The organism is Methanolobus chelungpuianus (genome assembly GCF_024500045.1).
In the GTDB taxonomy this organism is placed as follows: domain Archaea; phylum Halobacteriota; class Methanosarcinia; order Methanosarcinales; family Methanosarcinaceae; genus Methanolobus; species Methanolobus chelungpuianus.
The window spans coordinates 256,123-272,999 of record NZ_JTEO01000002.1; the positions used below are offsets into that span (position 1 = coordinate 256,123).

14 protein-coding genes are annotated in these 16,877 nt (G+C 49.7%); 7 read left to right on the top strand and 7 right to left on the bottom strand.

The window, feature by feature from the left end; genetic code table 11:
• The first annotated feature begins 88 nt into the window (after window positions 1-88).
• Window positions 89-322, top strand: a complete 234-nt coding sequence (locus PV02_RS02175; RefSeq protein ID WP_256621739.1) for a hypothetical protein — start codon at window positions 89-91, stop codon at window positions 320-322.
• 57 nt (window positions 323-379) lie between these two features.
• Here the strand turns inward: PV02_RS02175 and PV02_RS02180 are convergent, their stop codons facing one another.
• The 4 genes from PV02_RS02180 to PV02_RS02195 all read right to left on the bottom strand — a co-directional run bounded on the left by PV02_RS02180 (window position 380) and on the right by PV02_RS02195 (window position 3,372).
• A complete protein-coding gene (locus PV02_RS02180) occupies window positions 380-913 on the bottom strand; it encodes a YfcE family phosphodiesterase (protein ID WP_256621740.1) in 534 nt (177 codons plus the stop codon).
• Window positions 910-1,698: a DUF7839 domain-containing protein gene (locus PV02_RS02185; RefSeq protein ID WP_256621741.1), complete on the bottom strand. Its 789-nt coding sequence runs from the start codon at window positions 1,696-1,698 to the stop codon at window positions 910-912. The genes PV02_RS02180 and PV02_RS02185 overlap by 4 nt, the downstream gene beginning before the upstream one ends.
• On the bottom strand, window positions 1,695-2,207 hold the full coding sequence (locus PV02_RS02190; protein WP_256621742.1) for an ArsR family transcriptional regulator: 513 nt from the start codon (window positions 2,205-2,207) through the stop codon (window positions 1,695-1,697). Before PV02_RS02190 ends, PV02_RS02185 begins: the two co-directional genes overlap by 4 nt.
• A gap of 130 nt (window positions 2,208-2,337) precedes the next feature.
• The gene (locus PV02_RS02195) at window positions 2,338-3,372 is read right to left on the bottom strand and encodes a deoxyhypusine synthase (RefSeq protein WP_256621743.1); all 1,035 of its coding nucleotides are present in this window, start codon (window positions 3,370-3,372) and stop codon (window positions 2,338-2,340) included.
• Between the two features lie 269 nt (window positions 3,373-3,641).
• Here PV02_RS02195 and PV02_RS02200 point away from each other — a divergent pair, with 269 nt between their 5' ends.
• Both PV02_RS02200 and PV02_RS02205 read left to right on the top strand, forming a co-directional pair.
• A complete protein-coding gene (locus PV02_RS02200; protein WP_256621744.1) occupies window positions 3,642-4,256 on the top strand; it encodes a hypothetical protein in 615 nt (204 codons plus the stop codon).
• Between the two features lie 24 nt (window positions 4,257-4,280).
• Window positions 4,281-5,084 carry a nitrilase-related carbon-nitrogen hydrolase gene (locus tag PV02_RS02205; protein WP_256621745.1) on the top strand — a complete coding sequence of 268 codons (804 nt, stop codon included), beginning with the start codon at window positions 4,281-4,283 and terminating at the stop codon, window positions 5,082-5,084.
• Between the two features lie 19 nt (window positions 5,085-5,103).
• On the opposite strand, the gene PV02_RS02210 is transcribed toward PV02_RS02205, so the two are convergent.
• Together PV02_RS02210 and leuS are read right to left on the bottom strand one after the other, a co-directional pair.
• Window positions 5,104-6,210 (bottom strand): sensor histidine kinase, encoded by a 1,107-nt coding sequence (locus PV02_RS02210; RefSeq protein WP_256621746.1) that lies wholly within the window; start codon window positions 6,208-6,210, stop codon window positions 5,104-5,106.
• Between the two features lie 139 nt (window positions 6,211-6,349).
• Complete coding sequence (gene leuS, locus PV02_RS02215) at window positions 6,350-9,241, bottom strand: leucine--tRNA ligase (RefSeq protein ID WP_256621747.1); 2,892 nt, start codon at window positions 9,239-9,241, stop codon at window positions 6,350-6,352.
• A gap of 228 nt (window positions 9,242-9,469) precedes the next feature.
• On the opposite strand from leuS, the gene cgi121 reads away from it, so the two are divergent.
• The 3 genes from cgi121 to PV02_RS02230 all read left to right on the top strand — a co-directional run bounded on the left by cgi121 (window position 9,470) and on the right by PV02_RS02230 (window position 12,507).
• On the top strand, window positions 9,470-9,979 hold the full coding sequence (gene cgi121 / locus PV02_RS02220; RefSeq protein ID WP_256621748.1) for a KEOPS complex subunit Cgi121: 510 nt from the start codon (window positions 9,470-9,472) through the stop codon (window positions 9,977-9,979).
• 107 nt (window positions 9,980-10,086) lie between these two features.
• On the top strand, window positions 10,087-11,202 hold the full coding sequence (gene glpX / locus PV02_RS02225; protein WP_305891101.1) for a class II fructose-bisphosphatase: 1,116 nt from the start codon (window positions 10,087-10,089) through the stop codon (window positions 11,200-11,202).
• 6 nt (window positions 11,203-11,208) lie between these two features.
• Window positions 11,209-12,507: a tRNA (N(6)-L-threonylcarbamoyladenosine(37)-C(2))-methylthiotransferase gene (locus PV02_RS02230; protein ID WP_256621749.1), complete on the top strand. Its 1,299-nt coding sequence runs from the start codon at window positions 11,209-11,211 to the stop codon at window positions 12,505-12,507.
• Window positions 12,508-12,528: 21 nt separating this feature from the next.
• Here the strand turns inward: PV02_RS02230 and PV02_RS02235 are convergent, their stop codons facing one another.
• On the bottom strand, window positions 12,529-14,262 hold the full coding sequence (locus PV02_RS02235) for a chloride channel protein (protein ID WP_256622134.1): 1,734 nt from the start codon (window positions 14,260-14,262) through the stop codon (window positions 12,529-12,531).
• Between the two features lie 415 nt (window positions 14,263-14,677).
• Between PV02_RS02235 and PV02_RS02240 the strand changes: the two genes are divergently transcribed.
• Window positions 14,678-16,810, top strand: a complete 2,133-nt coding sequence (locus tag PV02_RS02240) for a PGF-pre-PGF domain-containing protein (protein WP_256621750.1) — start codon at window positions 14,678-14,680, stop codon at window positions 16,808-16,810.
• Window positions 16,811-16,877: the final 67 nt, after the last annotated feature.

The window sequence follows — 16,877 nt, forward strand, 5'->3', positions numbered from 1 at the left end:
CTGCATCCTTTTTTACTGTCACTTTCCCTTCTCCAGAACCAAAAGAATCATAAGTGCATGACACATTTATTACCATGCAGGTGGTTCAATGAAAACATATCTGTTGCTGTGGTATAGTAGTGAAGGCGCCAGGCCGTCAGAAGTTAACAGGAGCCTGATGTCCCTTGGATTCAAGCCAATTCAGGGAGCTTATGACTACGTATACGACTGGGGCAATAATGTGGAACTGGATGAGATCCTCCGCTTCGGGGACAAGATTCATATGACTCTCAAAGGCACAGGGGTCATGTTCAAAACCGAGACCGTCAACGGTAAGGAATGATCAGGCCTTCCGGGCTTTACACTAATGCACTAGCAGAGGTAATACTAACAAAGGCCCTTATTTCCTGTCCTGGTCAAGTTTCCTGGAAAAATCAATATAGCTGCATGACTGTCCTGTTATCTCGATAATATTTGCACTGACCGAGCCATTCTCTATTATCAGTTCGACTGCACACGGCTCGGACATTCTCGGTTTTGTGGGCGACCCGGGACATATCAGAAGCACATCTGTTCTCTCTATTATCGGCCTGTGCAGGTGCCCGAACACCAGCACGTTTACACCCATCTCGAGTGCAAGGTACCTCATAGGGGTGGTATCAACTATGGAAAGCGCTCCTTCGTGAATGACCCCTATCTTAATCCCTTCCGCTTCAAAGACCAGTCTCTCAGGCAGGATCTGCTGCAGCTCCTTCTCATCTGTATTCCCGTGGACTGCCCTGAGCTTTCCTGTAGCTTCAAGGGCTCTGTAAAAAGAGGTGGAACTGAAATCTCCCGCATGTATTATAATGTCGTAGTCCCCGATAAGGCCTGCAAGATATGGCGGGATACTGTCAGTTTCAAGATGTGTGTCAGATATAAGTAGGAGCTTCATTGGATACTCAGGTCCACAAGTTCATATTCCAGGTTTTCGCTCTCGAGCCTGCTCAGGATGGGAGGTACTTCCTCGTCAATTGCAAGCACCAGGGATGAAAGTCCATGATAGGCAGCCTCGATGACAGATTCCCTTGCGCCGAACATGACATCAGGTTTCAGGCCTATTCTTTTCAGTGCAACAAGGGATTCCACTCCGACAGTTGCAATATAGGACTTGGATCTGGCAAGGGCTCTCAGGCGTTCGATGTCAACGTTCTTTGATCCTCCTCTTTCGACCCTTGGTATCCTGCAGACAGTGATAGCCGCATTCTCGAGGTCGATAAGTCCCAGCAGGTCAGTAACCCCTACATCCTCTCCTTCCTGTGCATCGGAGATGGTCGTACCGGAAGCGTTTGTGGTTTCCTTTGTGCCGACATACAGAAGTCCCTTGCTCATCTTCAGGTAGACCTTGGTGCCTTTCTCAAGGTCCTCTTCCGCTATGGCAGTCCAGGTCGAGACGTGGCTGATTATATCGCTCATGACGTAGCGTGCGTAGCGCTTCATATCATTTGCGTTCTCAAGCACCCACTCGACACCCTGCTTGGTGATGCGGTAACGTACCCTCCCTTCAGAGTAGATATGGCCCTCAGCAACGAGCTCCTTTATGTATTCCGATACTGCCTGAGGTGTCACGCCTATCTTTTCAGCTATCTCTTTCTGCCTAACATTAGGCTGGTGGGCAGCCACTTCTATAAGGATCTGGAACTTAGTGATGCCACTCTTGCTGTGAAGGAGTTCTATCATTCCTTTTCCTCATCTGTCATCTTCAGTCTTTGTCCCATGACAGTCAGGTTCTCGGAACGCCTGGCTACCGCGCGTATGTACAGCGGGCTCTTGTTCAGGGCTCTTGTAAGACTGCTCATGGAATTGTTTCCCTGCTCTACTAATCTCTCAAGTTCTTCTATGGAATCCTTCACTTCTTCATAGGGCATAAAGGTCAGCATAATGATATCGCTCATGTCCTCAAAGGAACACTGGAAGTTGGTCTGGACTTTCGAATAGGATGTCCGGTACTCTTTCTCGGGTGTTTTTCCGGGCTCTGGCATGTGCCACTGGCTTTCAATAAGCCCGCTTTTCTTGAGTACATTGATACTATGTGTGACATCGGTTCCCAGCATTTCTTCGAGATCATCCTTTGTCATCCATAGGTTAAGAAGCGCATCAAATACCTTTTTATGTCTCTTTGATCCAAAAACCTGAAGCAGAGGTACGAGTTCAGAAGGGTCGTTAATAATTCTTGTTCGTTTACTCATTTAGTTACCTCATATGGGGACCAGATCCACACCGAACCTCTCCGTTGTTCATGTGGGTGCTACCTTGCTCAAATATTGCTTGATTAAGTACCTGTTATATTGGCTTTTGAGGAATAAATGTGTTTTGTTTTTAGCTAGTTTTAAAACACAGTTCTATCCCGTCCCTGTTCCACTCAAAACAAGGGGCCTTACGCTTGTGGTCCTTAGTTTTCTCGTTAAGTGCATGCGCTACAATAGGAAGTGCAATGGTAGCGTCTACGAAAACCTGGACCTTTTTTGCCTCTCTTGAGATCTTTCCCCAGGAAACCGCCTCGTCAAAGGTGCATCCTGAGAGTCCTCCCCAATGGGGCGCATCGGTCGTGTACTGTATCGCATACTCATGTCCGGCCACGTCATGTCCCATTATCGATGCAACGACCTCTGTCTGCTGTATGAAGTTCTTCGGCACGCCGCCTCCGACATAGACAACTCCCGTCTTTTCAGATGCCTCGACCATCTGTGTGATCTCGTCCACATCCTTTATCTGATCTATATTGATGTTGTACCCGTTCCTTCTTGCAATGGTGAGCCCGATGCCAATAGAGCTGTCAGACAGGGCCGGGATGAAAATGGGAACGTTATGCTTGTATGCGCTGACTATGATGGAGTTCCTGTTACCTTTCTCAGATATCTCCTTACCCAGCAGCCGGATGAACTCACGGGAGGAATATGTCTTGCCGTCATGCTTCCTGGTGAAATTGGCTACGAAATGATCGGTATTCCTGAACTCTTCCTCATATGCGAATACATCATAGATCCTGTCGATGCCATGTCCCAGGAGCTCGCAGTCGTCTGCTATATGCGAGCCCACGTAGTGCCTGAGCCCGAGGGCCTCATGGCAATCATGGAAGATGTTAGCGCCTGTGCTCACCAGGCAGTCTATGAGGCGGTTCTCTATAAGGTAGGTGATGATATTACGCATCCCTGCAGGCACCATGGCTCCGCTCAGCCCCATGAAGATCGTGACCCCCTCTTCCTTGAACATGTTCTCCCAGGCCTTGACGGATTCGGCAAGCTTACGCCCCTGGAATCCTGTATATTGCATCGCATCTGTCAGTTCACTCAGAGACCGCTCGGTGACTTCAACAGGCATGGTTGGTGTGTTGGTAAAAGTATGTATCCGCATTCGAACCTCCTAGTTTATTGGTGAGTACAGCCTCATCAGCTGCTGTGATAAATTTAAGGATAATCAGTCCCGGACCGGCAAGTTGCTCTCCGGAGAGGCTTAAAGTCCTCTTCATACGCCCGGTGCTATTCCGATCAGTTTTTCCTATATCTCAATAAGGTTCACTTTTAATATAAGTAATTGGTTTTATACCTGCCTCTTGCCAAAATGATTAAGAACTTAAACCGCAAATTATATTCAGATTTGTTATCAATAATGGTGCGAAAAACATGCCCGAAAATCTCTACTCCCATCTAAATGAAATTCTGGAAGGCAAACAGCTTTCCATAAGTGCCATAACCCGTGAGTTAAAAGAAGTCGGGATAAGTGAGCATCGGCTTGTGATGACAGGCTATCTGCGCGCACTCAGGGACCTTAAGAAACTGAATGAAGTTGACATCCCTCCTTCAAAGGTCTACATAAAGATCGACTCAAAGGAAAACACGCTGCCGGACATATATTCTCTCCTGGGCAAGGAGGCAAGGCACCTTGAACAGGAATTCGCTTTACCTGTTGCGGTGTATGTTATCACGAATGTGCTTGACAGGCCTGTCTTCAAGGAAGAACTGCAGAAGGTGGGCTTCAGCTCCAAGAATATAAACGACTGCCTTTCCAGGCCCGGCCATGCCATAAAGGAATCCCGCAATGAGAACCTGAAGGAATACACCGCAAGCATTACGAGGATAACGATCCCGGTCTCGGATTCGGCCTATGAGGCCGACCAGCTCAGCCCTGAACTTCTCAGGCACGCCAATCATCTGCTGCTGAAGATGCTAAAACTATCCGTGGACATAAGCGGCCTGACCCCCAGAACAAAGAAGACCACGATCAATGACTTTGGATAATGCTTTCCACTCTGGGAAATCATAATGACGCAAATAAGGGTTGCCTGCATCCAGATGGATGTCCGCCTGTGCCATAAAGGGAAAAACCTGGAAAAAGCCCTGCAGATGGCAGAGCAGGCCGTACTGGAAGGGGCCGAACTGGTGGTGTTGCCGGAAGTTTTCTCAACCGGTTTTTGTTATGGCAGTATGGAAACTTCTGCTGAAACGGTCACAGGCCCGACTATAAGCGCACTCCTTGCCTTTTCCGGAAAACACGATTGTGTCATGGTGACTTCTATCATTGAAAGGGTACTGCCTGCTAGTGAGGACCTGCGAGGGACCGGCTATTACAACCTGGGACTCTGTATCGAATCCGGCGAGATATGCGGCACTTATCGTAAGACGCATCCTTTCAGCAGGGAGCGGCAATACTTCTCTCCAGGTGACAGCATCTCTCCCATCAGGCTCAGGAAACGTGATCTGATCATCGGCCTTGAGATATGTTATGAGCTCAGGTTCCCCGAGGTCGCACGAAGGCTCTGCCTTGCTGGCTCCGATATACTGATAACTGTTGCAGAGTTCCCCAACCCCAGGCAGCACGTGTGGAGAACACTTGCAGTGGCCCGGTCCGTGGAGAACCAGATCCCTCATATTGCCTGCAACCGCACAGGCGTAAGCGGAGATGCGTCCTTCTTCGGCGGTTCTCTTATAGTGGACGCTTCAGGTGCGATAACGCAGGAAGCAGGTGAAGAGGAATGTGTTCTGGTACATGATATTGACACTGCCGGGACTGTAAAGGTAAGGGAATCCATAACAGTGTTCAAGGACCGCAGAGAGGACCTTTACTGAGGACCATGGGTGCCAGACCTTACTTGTGGAGCATGATCCAGAATACAACGCCTTTTCCGGAAGGGTTATCCTCCACACCTATCTGCCCGTCATGAAGCTCCATGATCCTTTTGGCAATAGCAAGTCCCAGCCCTGTTCCCTTTATGTTAGTTTTTCCCGCACGCCTGAAGCGATCAAATATGTATGCTTTGTCTTCATCCGGGATCCCAATACCGTTATCTGTAACTGACACCTTCCACTGGCTCTCGTTCGAAGCGCGTATTTCCACTTCGATCCTGCTTCCGCTGGGAGAATATTTGATGCTGTTGGAAATGAGGTTGGAAAATACCTCCTCTATTATCCTGTTGGCCTGTGCATGGCAATTACCTTCGGGCCTGAAGACGATGCACATTCCCTTCTCATCAGCCCTTGGCTGTAGTCCCTGCACAACATCTTCCAGGATCGCTCCGATATCCAGCTCCTCGAACTCCAGCTCCTCGACGCTTTCCAGTTTGGCTAGGTTTGCAGCGCTCTCGATGATCTGGATGAGCTTGATGTTGTTCCGTTCTATGACCTTGAGTGTTTCGGTTTTTTTTACGTCCCTTTCGCACTCGATCAAGTACTCCACATAACCCTTGATCACGGTTGCAGGGTTGATGAGGTCATGCCTGAGGATATCGGTGAACAGGTCCTTTAACTCGTTTGAGCTCTTGAGCCTTGCCGAATAACTCTTAAGTTTATCTTCCGCGATCATCCTTTCTCTGATCTCTATCTCAAGCTGCCTGTTTTTTGAATTGAGTTCCCGGGTCTTTTCCTCGATCTTATCCCTTAATATGAAACTCAGTATTATCAATATCAGAAGAAGTCCGCCACCGATACCCACGGATAGTTTCAGCCACACAGGGCTCTCCCAGGTGTACACTCCCGCTGCCTGGCCGTTCCCTGATGATATGGACTGTACTGCTTCTGATATTCCTTGATTGCCGGTCTCCGTCCCAATATACGTCTCAGTTCGGTCTTCGGCAAAGACCGGCTGCGTTGCCATTAAAAAAAGCAGCATTAAAAGAACAAGCTCAAAGATGGCGTTCCTGCATAGTTCCTTATAGGACACTGTTTCTCTGGCTTCTCTCCGGCAGCTTTTATCCATTGTTGATATATAAACATGTTTAATATATATTTATTATCTTTTTTAAATAAGGTAAGAGCATGCCGGAAGAAGTGAGAAAAAGAAAAGAATACATGGTCCTAAGACCATGCCTGGATAGTTCCTTCTTAAGTCTGAGAACTTACTGTTCCAGATATATTGCAGGTCTCAGGGGTGCCGAAAACTTTGACTTGCCTTCGGGATCGAACTCAGGTGCGTCTGCAGAATAGACTTCCACAGGACATCCCAGCTCGTGCATCAGGCAGTCGCGGTTCTCCTGCAGTATGTTCTTCTCGTCAAGGTCGAACTCATGCATCATCTCGAACCGTTCAGTTTTCATACCGGTCATGTCAGGGACGAGCTTCTGCACATACTTTGGTATCTCTTTGCCGTAGGCACGGTTCTCCGGGTCCGCCATAAGGGTCTTGATGAGCTTGCCCGGATTTAGGTCGCCTTCCCTTAGCATGTCGATGGCGGCCTTGAAAGCCTTGGTCTTCCATTGCGGGGAAGTGTAGAGCACCACTTTCTTGGGAGTTATCCTGGTGACCTTGATGATCTCCTCTACGTCGGACAGGGTATTACATACCAGCTCCTCGGCAAGTTCTGCATCATGGTCAACCAAGCGCGGACAGAATATCGGGTACGGTGCAAGTGACACGAAATCATTTTCCATGTGTCCCATTGCAGACCATATCTCCTCGCAGATGTGGGGGGTGAACGGGGCCATCAGCCTGACCCATACATCGAGCACGTCGTACAGCACTGAGCTTCCGCCACGTCTCTGGTACCACTTCACATCATTATAGAGCAGGAAGAATGCGCTCTGGAGTGCACCTCTTGTACGTATCGACGTCATATCGTTGTTGGTATCCCTGACAAACTGCTGCAGCCTGCTGAGCATCCAGCGGTCGATGAGCTTCAGTTCTCCCTCGGCCCCGGGTCTTGCGCCTGATTCTATTATCTCCATTGCAAGCTTGTAGAACCTGTCCACCTGTTTCCTTGCGCTTTCAACTCCCGCGTTCCTCCAGTCAGCATCCTGTGTCTGCTCCGCACTGGATAGGATATACATGCGGGTGATATCTGCGCCATAATCAGTGACCGCTTCCTTCATTGTAAGTATCGGTCCCTTGGACTTGCTCATCTTCTGTCCTTCAAGTGAAACGAAACCGTTCACAGCAAGGGCGCAGGGCCATTTGTCCTCTCCGAATATGGCCACGTGGTGGAAGAGGAAGAACAGCAGGTGGTTTGGCACAAGGTCCTTTCCGGATGAGCGCAGGTCAACAGGATACCAGTAATCCAGGTCAGCCTTCATGCGGGCTATCAACTGCTCGCTGAGTCCTGTATCGGCGGCTGTCTCCTGGACAGTGCCCTTGCCAAGGAGCACGTAGTCAAAGAGCTTCGGCGTGAGCTGCTCGGGCTTTATTCCCTGGGCGAAGAACTTGTTGGTGATATAATAGGACATGTAGATGGTGGAATCGCCCAGTGACTCGATGAGCCATTCCTTATCGAAAGGTAGTTTTGTTCCGAGTCCTTTCTTCCTGGCGCAGGCCTTATCCTTGAGCCAGTCGACCTTATTATTGAACTCGACCCTGATCTCCTCGGGGATGATCTCCATCTTCTCTATGCATCTGTAAACCTTGTCCTTCCATTCGGGACTGGAATAATTAAGGAACCACTGTCCTTTGACCATGTTGACAACACATGGGGTACCGCAGCGGCATACTACAGGCTCGCTGAACTCGTAGAACAGTTCGCCGATGCCCTGGTCCAGCAGGTCCCTTGTGAGCACGTCCTTGATCCTGGATACTGCAATTCCTGCATACTTGCCGGTATTCTCCTTCAGTACGCCTCCATGGAACTCACGGCGGTACACGAGCTTGGTGGCCTCTTCGGCTTTTGGATCCTTCTGGTCCTTAACTCCCAGCTGTTTGACCGCATCGACTGCGGGATATTCCCCGAAGTCCTTGACATCTATGAGGGATATGAGCTCAATGTCCCTGATATTTTCCTTGATGCCGTATGCTGTCAGGTCCCTGTCGTAAAGGTCCTTGAGGGCAAGGTAGTCATAAGGTGCATGCGCCGGCACGCTCATCACAATGCCGCTGCCGTTGCCGCCTTTTACGAAGGATGCAGGAAGTGTGATGACCTCTTTACCGGTGAGGGGGTTCTTTGCCTTGATGCCGATCAGGGAGTCCGAGGGCACATTCTCCACAAGCTCGACATCCCTGTCCGTGTAGGTGAGCTTGTTATAGGCCTCCTTGCTGACAACCCAGAACTCTTCTTTGCCGTTCTTGCTCACCCTGAGCTTGACATGCTCGATGTCAGGGTTGACCCAGAGGTTGGTGACACCGAATATCGTTTCGGGCCTGAGGGTGGCACAGGGCAGTATCAGGCCATTGTGCTCGAACTTGACAAGGGTGAAGTCCACGATGGTGGCTTCCTCGCCATGGAGAATGTCATGATCTTCCACCGGATTCTTGTCATGAGGACACCATTTTACCGGGTGCGCTCCCTTGACGATAAGCCCTTTGTCATGGAGCAGGTTGAACTGCCATTCTATGAACTTCTTGTAAGTGGGATCCGTGGTTGTGAACTTGCGCCTCCAGTCGATGGAATACCCAATGGAGCGCATGGCCTTCTCAGCCTCGACCTTGAAGTAGTCCACGATCTTCTCAGGAGTGTCAAGGGTATGCAGGATGTCTTCCGGGATGCCGTGCAGCCTGGAGTACACGTCCATGGTCTGCGGGTCCCTGTTAGCTATGAGTTCCGCGAGTCCCACGATAGGCGTACCCGTAACGTGGAAACCCATGGGGTAGAGCACATTGTAGCCAAGCATCCTCTTGTGCCTTGCAAGCACATCTCCTATAGTGAAGGTCCTTGTATGCCCTGCGTGTAAGTTGCCGTTCAGGTAAGGGTAAGGGATAGTTATGAAGTACTTATCCCTCTCATCCGGTTCCGGTTCGAAAATCCGGCTCTCACTCCAGCGGCTCTGCCATTTTAATTCTGTTCCCTGCGGATCATAATCCTGTTCCATTGTTCGCACCTTCTCACGCCGGACATAAATCCTTAATGAAGCTTCATTCTAGTTATCAACTGCAGATATTAACTTTATGTATAAAAGGCAACCTTTTCTTGTCTTTTTCGTCTGCATATGTAGGTTTATATTCGTAATAATTACCAACCTAAATAAAATACACGCAAATCCCTCTTATTTTGTGCATTTTACCGATACGCTTATTCAAAGGGAATCCAATTTCAGCCTATGTCATTCCAGATACTTGCAGGCAGCACACACATCAGCAAGGTACCTGAGTTCCTGGACCGGGTATCCTCTGTCGCATCGGCTAACGGCACGGTGATCCAGGCCATGGATGCAGGAAAGATGGCAGGGGAAAGGCATGTGCGTTTTGCTGTGCAGAAGGCCATGCGTGCGTTCGAGGGAAACTACAACTCTGCCAAGGACCTGGGTATCGAGATAATGCGATATGCTTCAGGGAAGAGGCAGATAGAGGAAGCGTTCTCCATGGGTGTGCATGAAGGGGACATGGATATTGTCTTCGTCATTATCGGCGGGGAAGAAGAGGTGGACAGATCTGCTGAGTTCCTGAAGGGTGTCATCAAAGAAAAAGATGTCATGGCCTATTCCTCTTTGAAGAGAGGCCTCGTGATCTCGCAATTCGATATTACTGAAAGAGAGATAGAAGCCGCCGGTGAGGAATTGATACCAGATCTGGTGATAGAGCGTGTCGCTCTTGTTGATGTGCTAAAGTAGTTTAACTTTTAAACAGGGAACACTAATATACTTATCACGAACACTGTTGCTCATATCGCTTGTTTATCAGAGTTATCATAACAAAACCGAAGAATGAAGATGATCCTATGAAAGACGATTGCATGGAAACTATAACTCATCCCAGAATAGCTGAAGAGATGATAAACGGAGCAGGCCCCATTGAGAGTAGCCTGCTTCCCAGGCTGCTGCACGTTACCGAGGCTGCGGCCATTGCGGCTTCTTACCAGATAGGTCGCGGGGAGAAGAACTTCTGTGACCAGGTGTCAGTGGAGGCAATGAGAAGGATGCTGAACTGTCTTGACATGAGAGGCATCATCAAGATCGGTGAAGGGGAAAGGGATGAGGCTCCCATGCTCTTTATCGGCGAGAAGGTCGGCAAATGGGAGGGGGGTGTCGAGGTTGACATCGCTGTGGACCCCCTGGAAGGTACCAATCTTGCAGCCAACGGTATCCCCGGTGCCATCTCGGTCATGGCTATGGCTGAGAGAGGCGGCCTTTTCCACGGCCCTGACATATACATGGATAAGATAGTCGTAGGCCCCCAGGTCGTGAAGTATGAAAGAGAGCATCCGGGTGAGAGGATAGACCTTGATGCGCCTGTGCTGCATAACCTGCGGATCGTTGCAGAGGCCCTTGACAGGAACATTGAGGAGCTTGTCGTTGTCATCCTTGAGAGGTCAAGGCACGAGCAGAAGATAAAGGAAATAAGGGAAGCCGGGGCGCGTGTGAACCTTGTGAGCGATGGCGACCTGATGCCGGGAGTGGCAACTGCCATAAGAGGCTCCGGTGTCCACATGGTACTGGGCGCAGGCGGTTCAGGGGAAGCCGTGCTCACGGCAGCCGCCATAAAGTGCCTTGGAGGTAAGATCCTGGCACGCCTGGTGCTTCCGTCAGTCGCCAACGGGAAGTCCGCCGAGGCTATAGCAAAGGAAAAGGCCGAGAAGATGCCAAGGCTGGAGAAGATGGGTATCACTGAGGAGAACATCAATAATATACTCGATACCGAGAGACTTGCTCCCGGAAAGGATATCATCTTCGCGGCAACTGGAGTGACATCCGGCTCTGTCCTTAACGGCGTCAGCCTCTTCGGTGAAGGTGATGCCCGTGTGAACAGCCTCACTATAGGAAGCTCCGGCGTGGTCAAGTTCACTGACACCATCTACATACACGACAAAGAAGCCAATGTGTTGCGCTTCCGGTAATCCTGAATGAAGGTCCACGTTGCTACATTCGGCTGTTCCGCCAGCCAGGCGTCCGCCGAAATAATGAGGGCTGCCGTCAGGGACAAAGGCTACATCCTTGTCCCTGAGGGTGATGCCGATGTGCTTGTTATCAATACCTGTACTGTCAAGTACGCCACCGAGCAGAAGATTCTCCATATCATCAGGGAGGCAGGTGATGCAGGCAAGGAGGTTATAGTTACAGGCTGCATGCCCGAGGTACAGCTTGAGGATATCCTGCAAAGCAATCCACAGGCGCACATCCTTGGGGTGAACTCGGTATCGAGACTGGGGGACATGCTTGACTCGCTCTGCTCCAGGGAGGAAGCTGAGGCAGGAAGGCGCATGGAGGTATTTCTGGGGCAACCGGAAGGCTTCCAGGGCGTGCCACGCATACGCTATAATCCTAACATCCACATCTGCCAGCTGTCACAGGGCTGCAACTACTCCTGTTCTTATTGTATTGTAAGTGTGGCCCGGGGCAAGCTGAGTTCCTTCGGGCCGGAGGAGATAATTGCAGATATCAGCAGCGCGATCTCCGAAGGCTGTCGGGAGATATGGCTCACATCCCAGGACAATGCCCAGTACGGGACTGACATGCCCGGCAACAATACGCTTTTGCCGGAGCTGATGCGCATGATATGCGGGATACCGGGACAATTCAGGATAAGAGTCGGGATGATGAACCCTTTCTCGGTGCTTCCAATACTTTACGATCTCATAGATGCCTTTGACAATGAAAAGGTGTACAAGCTGTTGCACCTGCCCGTTCAGTCCGCATCGGACAGCGTGCTGCGGAGAATGAACCGCCAGCACAGCATAGAGGAAGCAAACCATGTCATCAGGCAGTTCAGGGAGAGGTTTGCCGGCCTGACACTGTTCACTGACATGATAGTGGGTTTTCCGGGAGAGACCGACGAGGATTTCAGAAAAATCCTCAGGTGGGTGGAAGAGTTCAGGCCTGATAAGGTCAATATCTCCAGGTACACGCCCCGCCCGCATACAAAAGCCTGGGACTTCCCTAGTACTGACTCGCGCATACTGGTAAAGAGGTCCAGCGAACTGCACAGGGTATGCAGGAGCACCAAGCTTGCCTCAAAGAACAATATGATCGGATGGGAAGGCAATGTATTCCTGTCCAAGGAAGCCAAGAAACAGGGCATCATGGCTCGGACAGATTCATACCTGCCGGTTGTCATCCCGCAGTGCGACCTTGAACCGGGTTCTACCTGCAGGGTGCAGATATATGATACCACTCCGGGCTACTTCCTGGGAAGGCTGCTTTGATTTGCATGATACTGACTGTGGTCAGCGGCTTTCCACTTCCTCGCTCTGGTGGACCTTATCAAGTACCTTTTTGTCGTAGAGGTTGACAATATCACTTCTGGTAATGATGCCCAGGAGCTTCCTGCTGTCTTTCCTGGAGACCACGGGAAGCCTTCCTATATCCTTTGCCGCAAGTCTTTTGAGAACCGTATTAAGGGTCTCATCCGGATATGCAACCTCCACATCTTTCGTGGATATCTCGCAGATGGTCCTGTCAAGGTCGTCCTGTTTTACTTTGTCCCTGAGATCCTTGAGAGTCACTATGCCGCAGAGGTCCCCGGTTGGATCAAGGACAGGGAACCCTGCATGGCGGCTTGATTGCATGAGGGATATCAGTGCCTTTACGCTCTTGTTCTCAGAAACGGTCTGTACTTCCCGTTTCATGGCATCCCTGACAAGCAGCGATTCCATGATGTCCACTTCCCTGCCTTTCCTTATATTGAAACCGCGTTTGCGCAAACCCTCCGTGAATATGGACTCGGGATTCCGGGAGCTTGACACAAGGTTGCTGACCACGCAGGCGAGCATGATCGGCAGGATGAGGTTGTAATCCCTTGTAAGTTCAAAGAGGATCAGTATGGCGGCAAGCGGCGCATGGCTTGTTCCTGCAAGGACGGCTCCCATCCCTGCCAGTGCGTAAGCACCTGATTCCGCAGTGATTGCGGGGAAGGCACCATGTATAATGCTTCCGTAGGCTCCTCCGAGCATGGCACCTGTGAACAGCGCAGGGACAATGGAGCCGCCGGACCCCCCGGACCCCATCGTAAAAGAGAATGCCAGGATCTTCAGGACCACCAGTGCAAGCATGAGATCAAGAGCAAGTTCGTTTGACAGGGCATCCATAATAACATCGTATCCTACCCCGAATACCTGCGGGTAGAAGTAGCCGATGATCCCTACAAAAAGTCCCCCAATTGCAGGTTTGAACAAGGGGTTCACTTTCAATGCATCAAAGTACTCGTGCGATGAATGCAGGAAACGCATCAATATGACTGCAAATATTCCTGCCAGTATCCCAAGGCCCAGGTAGAATGCGGATTCATAGAAGGGGCTGACCAGATGATAACTGGAGACCCCTATGACCCTTACCCCGAAGATGGTGTTGGAGACCAGCGTTGCAAAGACCGCTGATATGACTATGGGGATGAAGGTCTTTGCCTCCAGCTCTCCCAGTATGACCTCAACTGCAAAGACAACTCCTGCCAGAGGAGCATTGAATGAAGCTGCAATTCCCCCGGCAGCTCCGCATCCTAGTAGGATACTGACCCTGTTGCCGTGTATTCCGAAGAGCCGGGCAAGGGATGAGCCTATACCTGACCCGGCAAGTACTACGGAAGCCTCCTTGCCGGCAGATCCTCCTGAACCGATCGTTATAACAGATGCCGCAACTTCAAGGAAGGCATTTCGGGGAGATATCTTTCCTCCGCTCAATGTAATGGCTTCGATCACTTCTTCGATATCATAGCGTCGCGTCCTTATCAACAGATTAGCGAACACACCTACGATGAGGCCTCCAAGGGCAGGCAGGAGAATGACATAATAACGAGGGTATCTATAGACACTTCCGAAGAAAAGACTCTCGCTGCTACTCAGGGCATAGTCGTAAAGGACGATAGCAAGGCCGGTGAGGGTACCTACGAGGACGGCAAGGGAATTGGATATCACCGACTCATTTTGGAGCCACTGGTTGATATTTCGTTTTGTCGCCTTTATTATTGCATCCAATTTTGCTCATCTCTATGGGGCCTCTGGAAAAGATACCATTCCATAGCGGTCAGGGTTAAGATAAACTTTTTGCAGGGCTGATCTTGTATTTATTATACTGTATTAATTAATATGAATTTATAAATACTTCTATATTGAATAATTATATAATATAGGACTGTATATTGATATCTAGTGGAGAATGCGGGGGCATTAGTGAGTTCACTGTGTATCCGCATACAATTAACAGTCATAATAAGTGGAGTCTACTCCAGACATTGTCAACCTGGGGTAAAAAATTGTCATAAGGGTGGTATGAATGCATCCCTTCATAAAAAACGTTAGAACTAGTAGTATACGGGTTATTGTCACAATTAGCTTATACATCGCGCTTGTACTATGTGCGATCAGCTTCATCGGTGTCGGTATGGCATCTTCGTCCGGGGAAATCACCTCTGTTGATTTCAATTCGAATGTCACCAGTGGAAATGCTCCTTTGACAGTAGCGTTCACAGGTGTCTCTGAAAGCGCAATAGAATGGGACTGGGATTTTGGTGACGGAAGTACCAATTCGACTGCCCAGAACCCATTTCACACTTATAACTCTGCCGGAATCTACACTGTAACTCTTACAGCTGTAAATGAAAATGGCACCAGCACTGAAAGTAAAACCAATCTCATCACAGTATTAAAAGTGCCTACATACTCTGTATCTTCAGCAGTTGATGGCGGTACGGCAAACATTGGAGTTGACAGATCGACTGCAAAAGAAGGCCAAACAGTTAATGTGACCATCAGTGATATCCAGGCAGGTAAGCAGTTTGCCTATATCAAAGTTACAGGTGAGAATAACCAGGTCAATGCAACCGAGGTAATTCCTGGAGTCAGCTACACATTCAACATGCCTGCAGAAAACGTAACTGTAACTGTGGCTCTTAAGGATACCCCGGTGACAACTTATGGAATCCAAACAGAGGTCATAGGCGGGAATGCAACTGTAACGACTGATCCCGCAACTGCAGCAGAAAAAGGGACCAATGTCATTGTAACTATCAGCAACATTGAACCTGGCAAGCAGTTCAACTCTATCACAGTAAGATCTGGGCCTGGCAAGTCAATTGAAACTAGTGTGCAACCTCCTGAAGAGGTCTATACTTTCACAATGCCTGAAAAGGCAGTAACAGTAACTGTTGTGTTGGAGGATTCACCCGTATCTATAATTACTGTGACTGGCGTCGAAGCAGTTAATCTTCCCACTAAAGAAAACTATATTGAAGGTGAAACTCTTAACCTCTCTGGTCTGCTGGTAAGGCTTATCAGGTCAGATGGCAGCACAGTAGACGTGGCACATTCCGAGTTTGCAGCCAATGGCCTGACTACAATTCCGTCAAACGGTGATACCCTTAGCACTGCAAATACAACAATCACTATCGCCCATGCAGATAGAGCAACTGCAACTCTGACCATAAAGGTTAACGCAGCGCCGGTGCCAGTGACCCAAATTGTCGTGACCGGAAGTGGGAACTCTACTACTGTGGAGAAGGGCAAGACACTGCAAATGAGTGCGGCGGTCCTGCCTGAAAGTGCAAATAATAAGAACGTTGTCTGGTCTGTAGTGAAAGGCAGCGGGACGGCTTCTGTCAGCTCGACGACAGGTCTGCTAACAGGGACAGGAGCAGGTACTGTGACAGTCGTGGCCACCGCCGCAGATGGTTCAGGTGTGCAAGGCGCTCTCAATATAACAATCACTGAAGCGCAGTCCGCAACAACAGCATCGTCGGGTGGCGGTGGAGGAGGCGGGTCCCAGAATACCGGAGAAAAGAACGAGAACATTGAGCTGAAGGACTATTCCATAAAGTATGTCCTGAAAGATACAGAAACACTTTTCGAGTTCGCCAAAGAAGGTAACAGCGTCATATCCCTTGGTTACACTGCCAGCCTTAATGGAGGTCAGACCAAGACCGTCATAGAGATGCTTAAGGGCACTTCCACTCTGGTCAACAAGGCCGCTCCAGGAACTGTTTACAAGAACGTGAACATCTGGGTGGGGGACGGAAAGGCGCCTGCCATGCTGTCCGATGCAAGGATTATGTTCAGAGTGGAAAAATCATGGCTGTCGGAGAACAGGATAGATCCTGCAAATATAAGGATGTGCAGATATAATAGTGGCTCGTGGGCTCAACTGCCAACCAGCATGACTGGCGAGGATGATACCTACGTGTACTATCTTGCAAGAACACCGGGCTTCTCTGCATTTGCCATCTCCAGCATAAGTGAGGCTCAGCAGGCAGCTTCAACAGGCATCCAGCAGGGCTCTTCTTCTCTTCAGGAGGAGGGGAGCACACACATGTCAACCGCAGACAGCAAGGCACCTGGAGCTCCCAATACCGTTTCCCAGGAGGCGCAGTCTGCCGGGTCCTTCATGCTCCTGCTGATCATTGCAGTCACCACGGCCGTTGGAATACTGAGCTACAGGCACAGGGATTATCTCTCACAGGTTCGCATGCAGCTGGGTAATCCCGACGGAAAGCGCTACAGGCGTTTAAAGAAGTATAATTGAAAATACTCCTTAAAGCACATGGCCGGGAGTATGAGTCCCGGCACATTCCTTTTTTATTGAAGTCAGC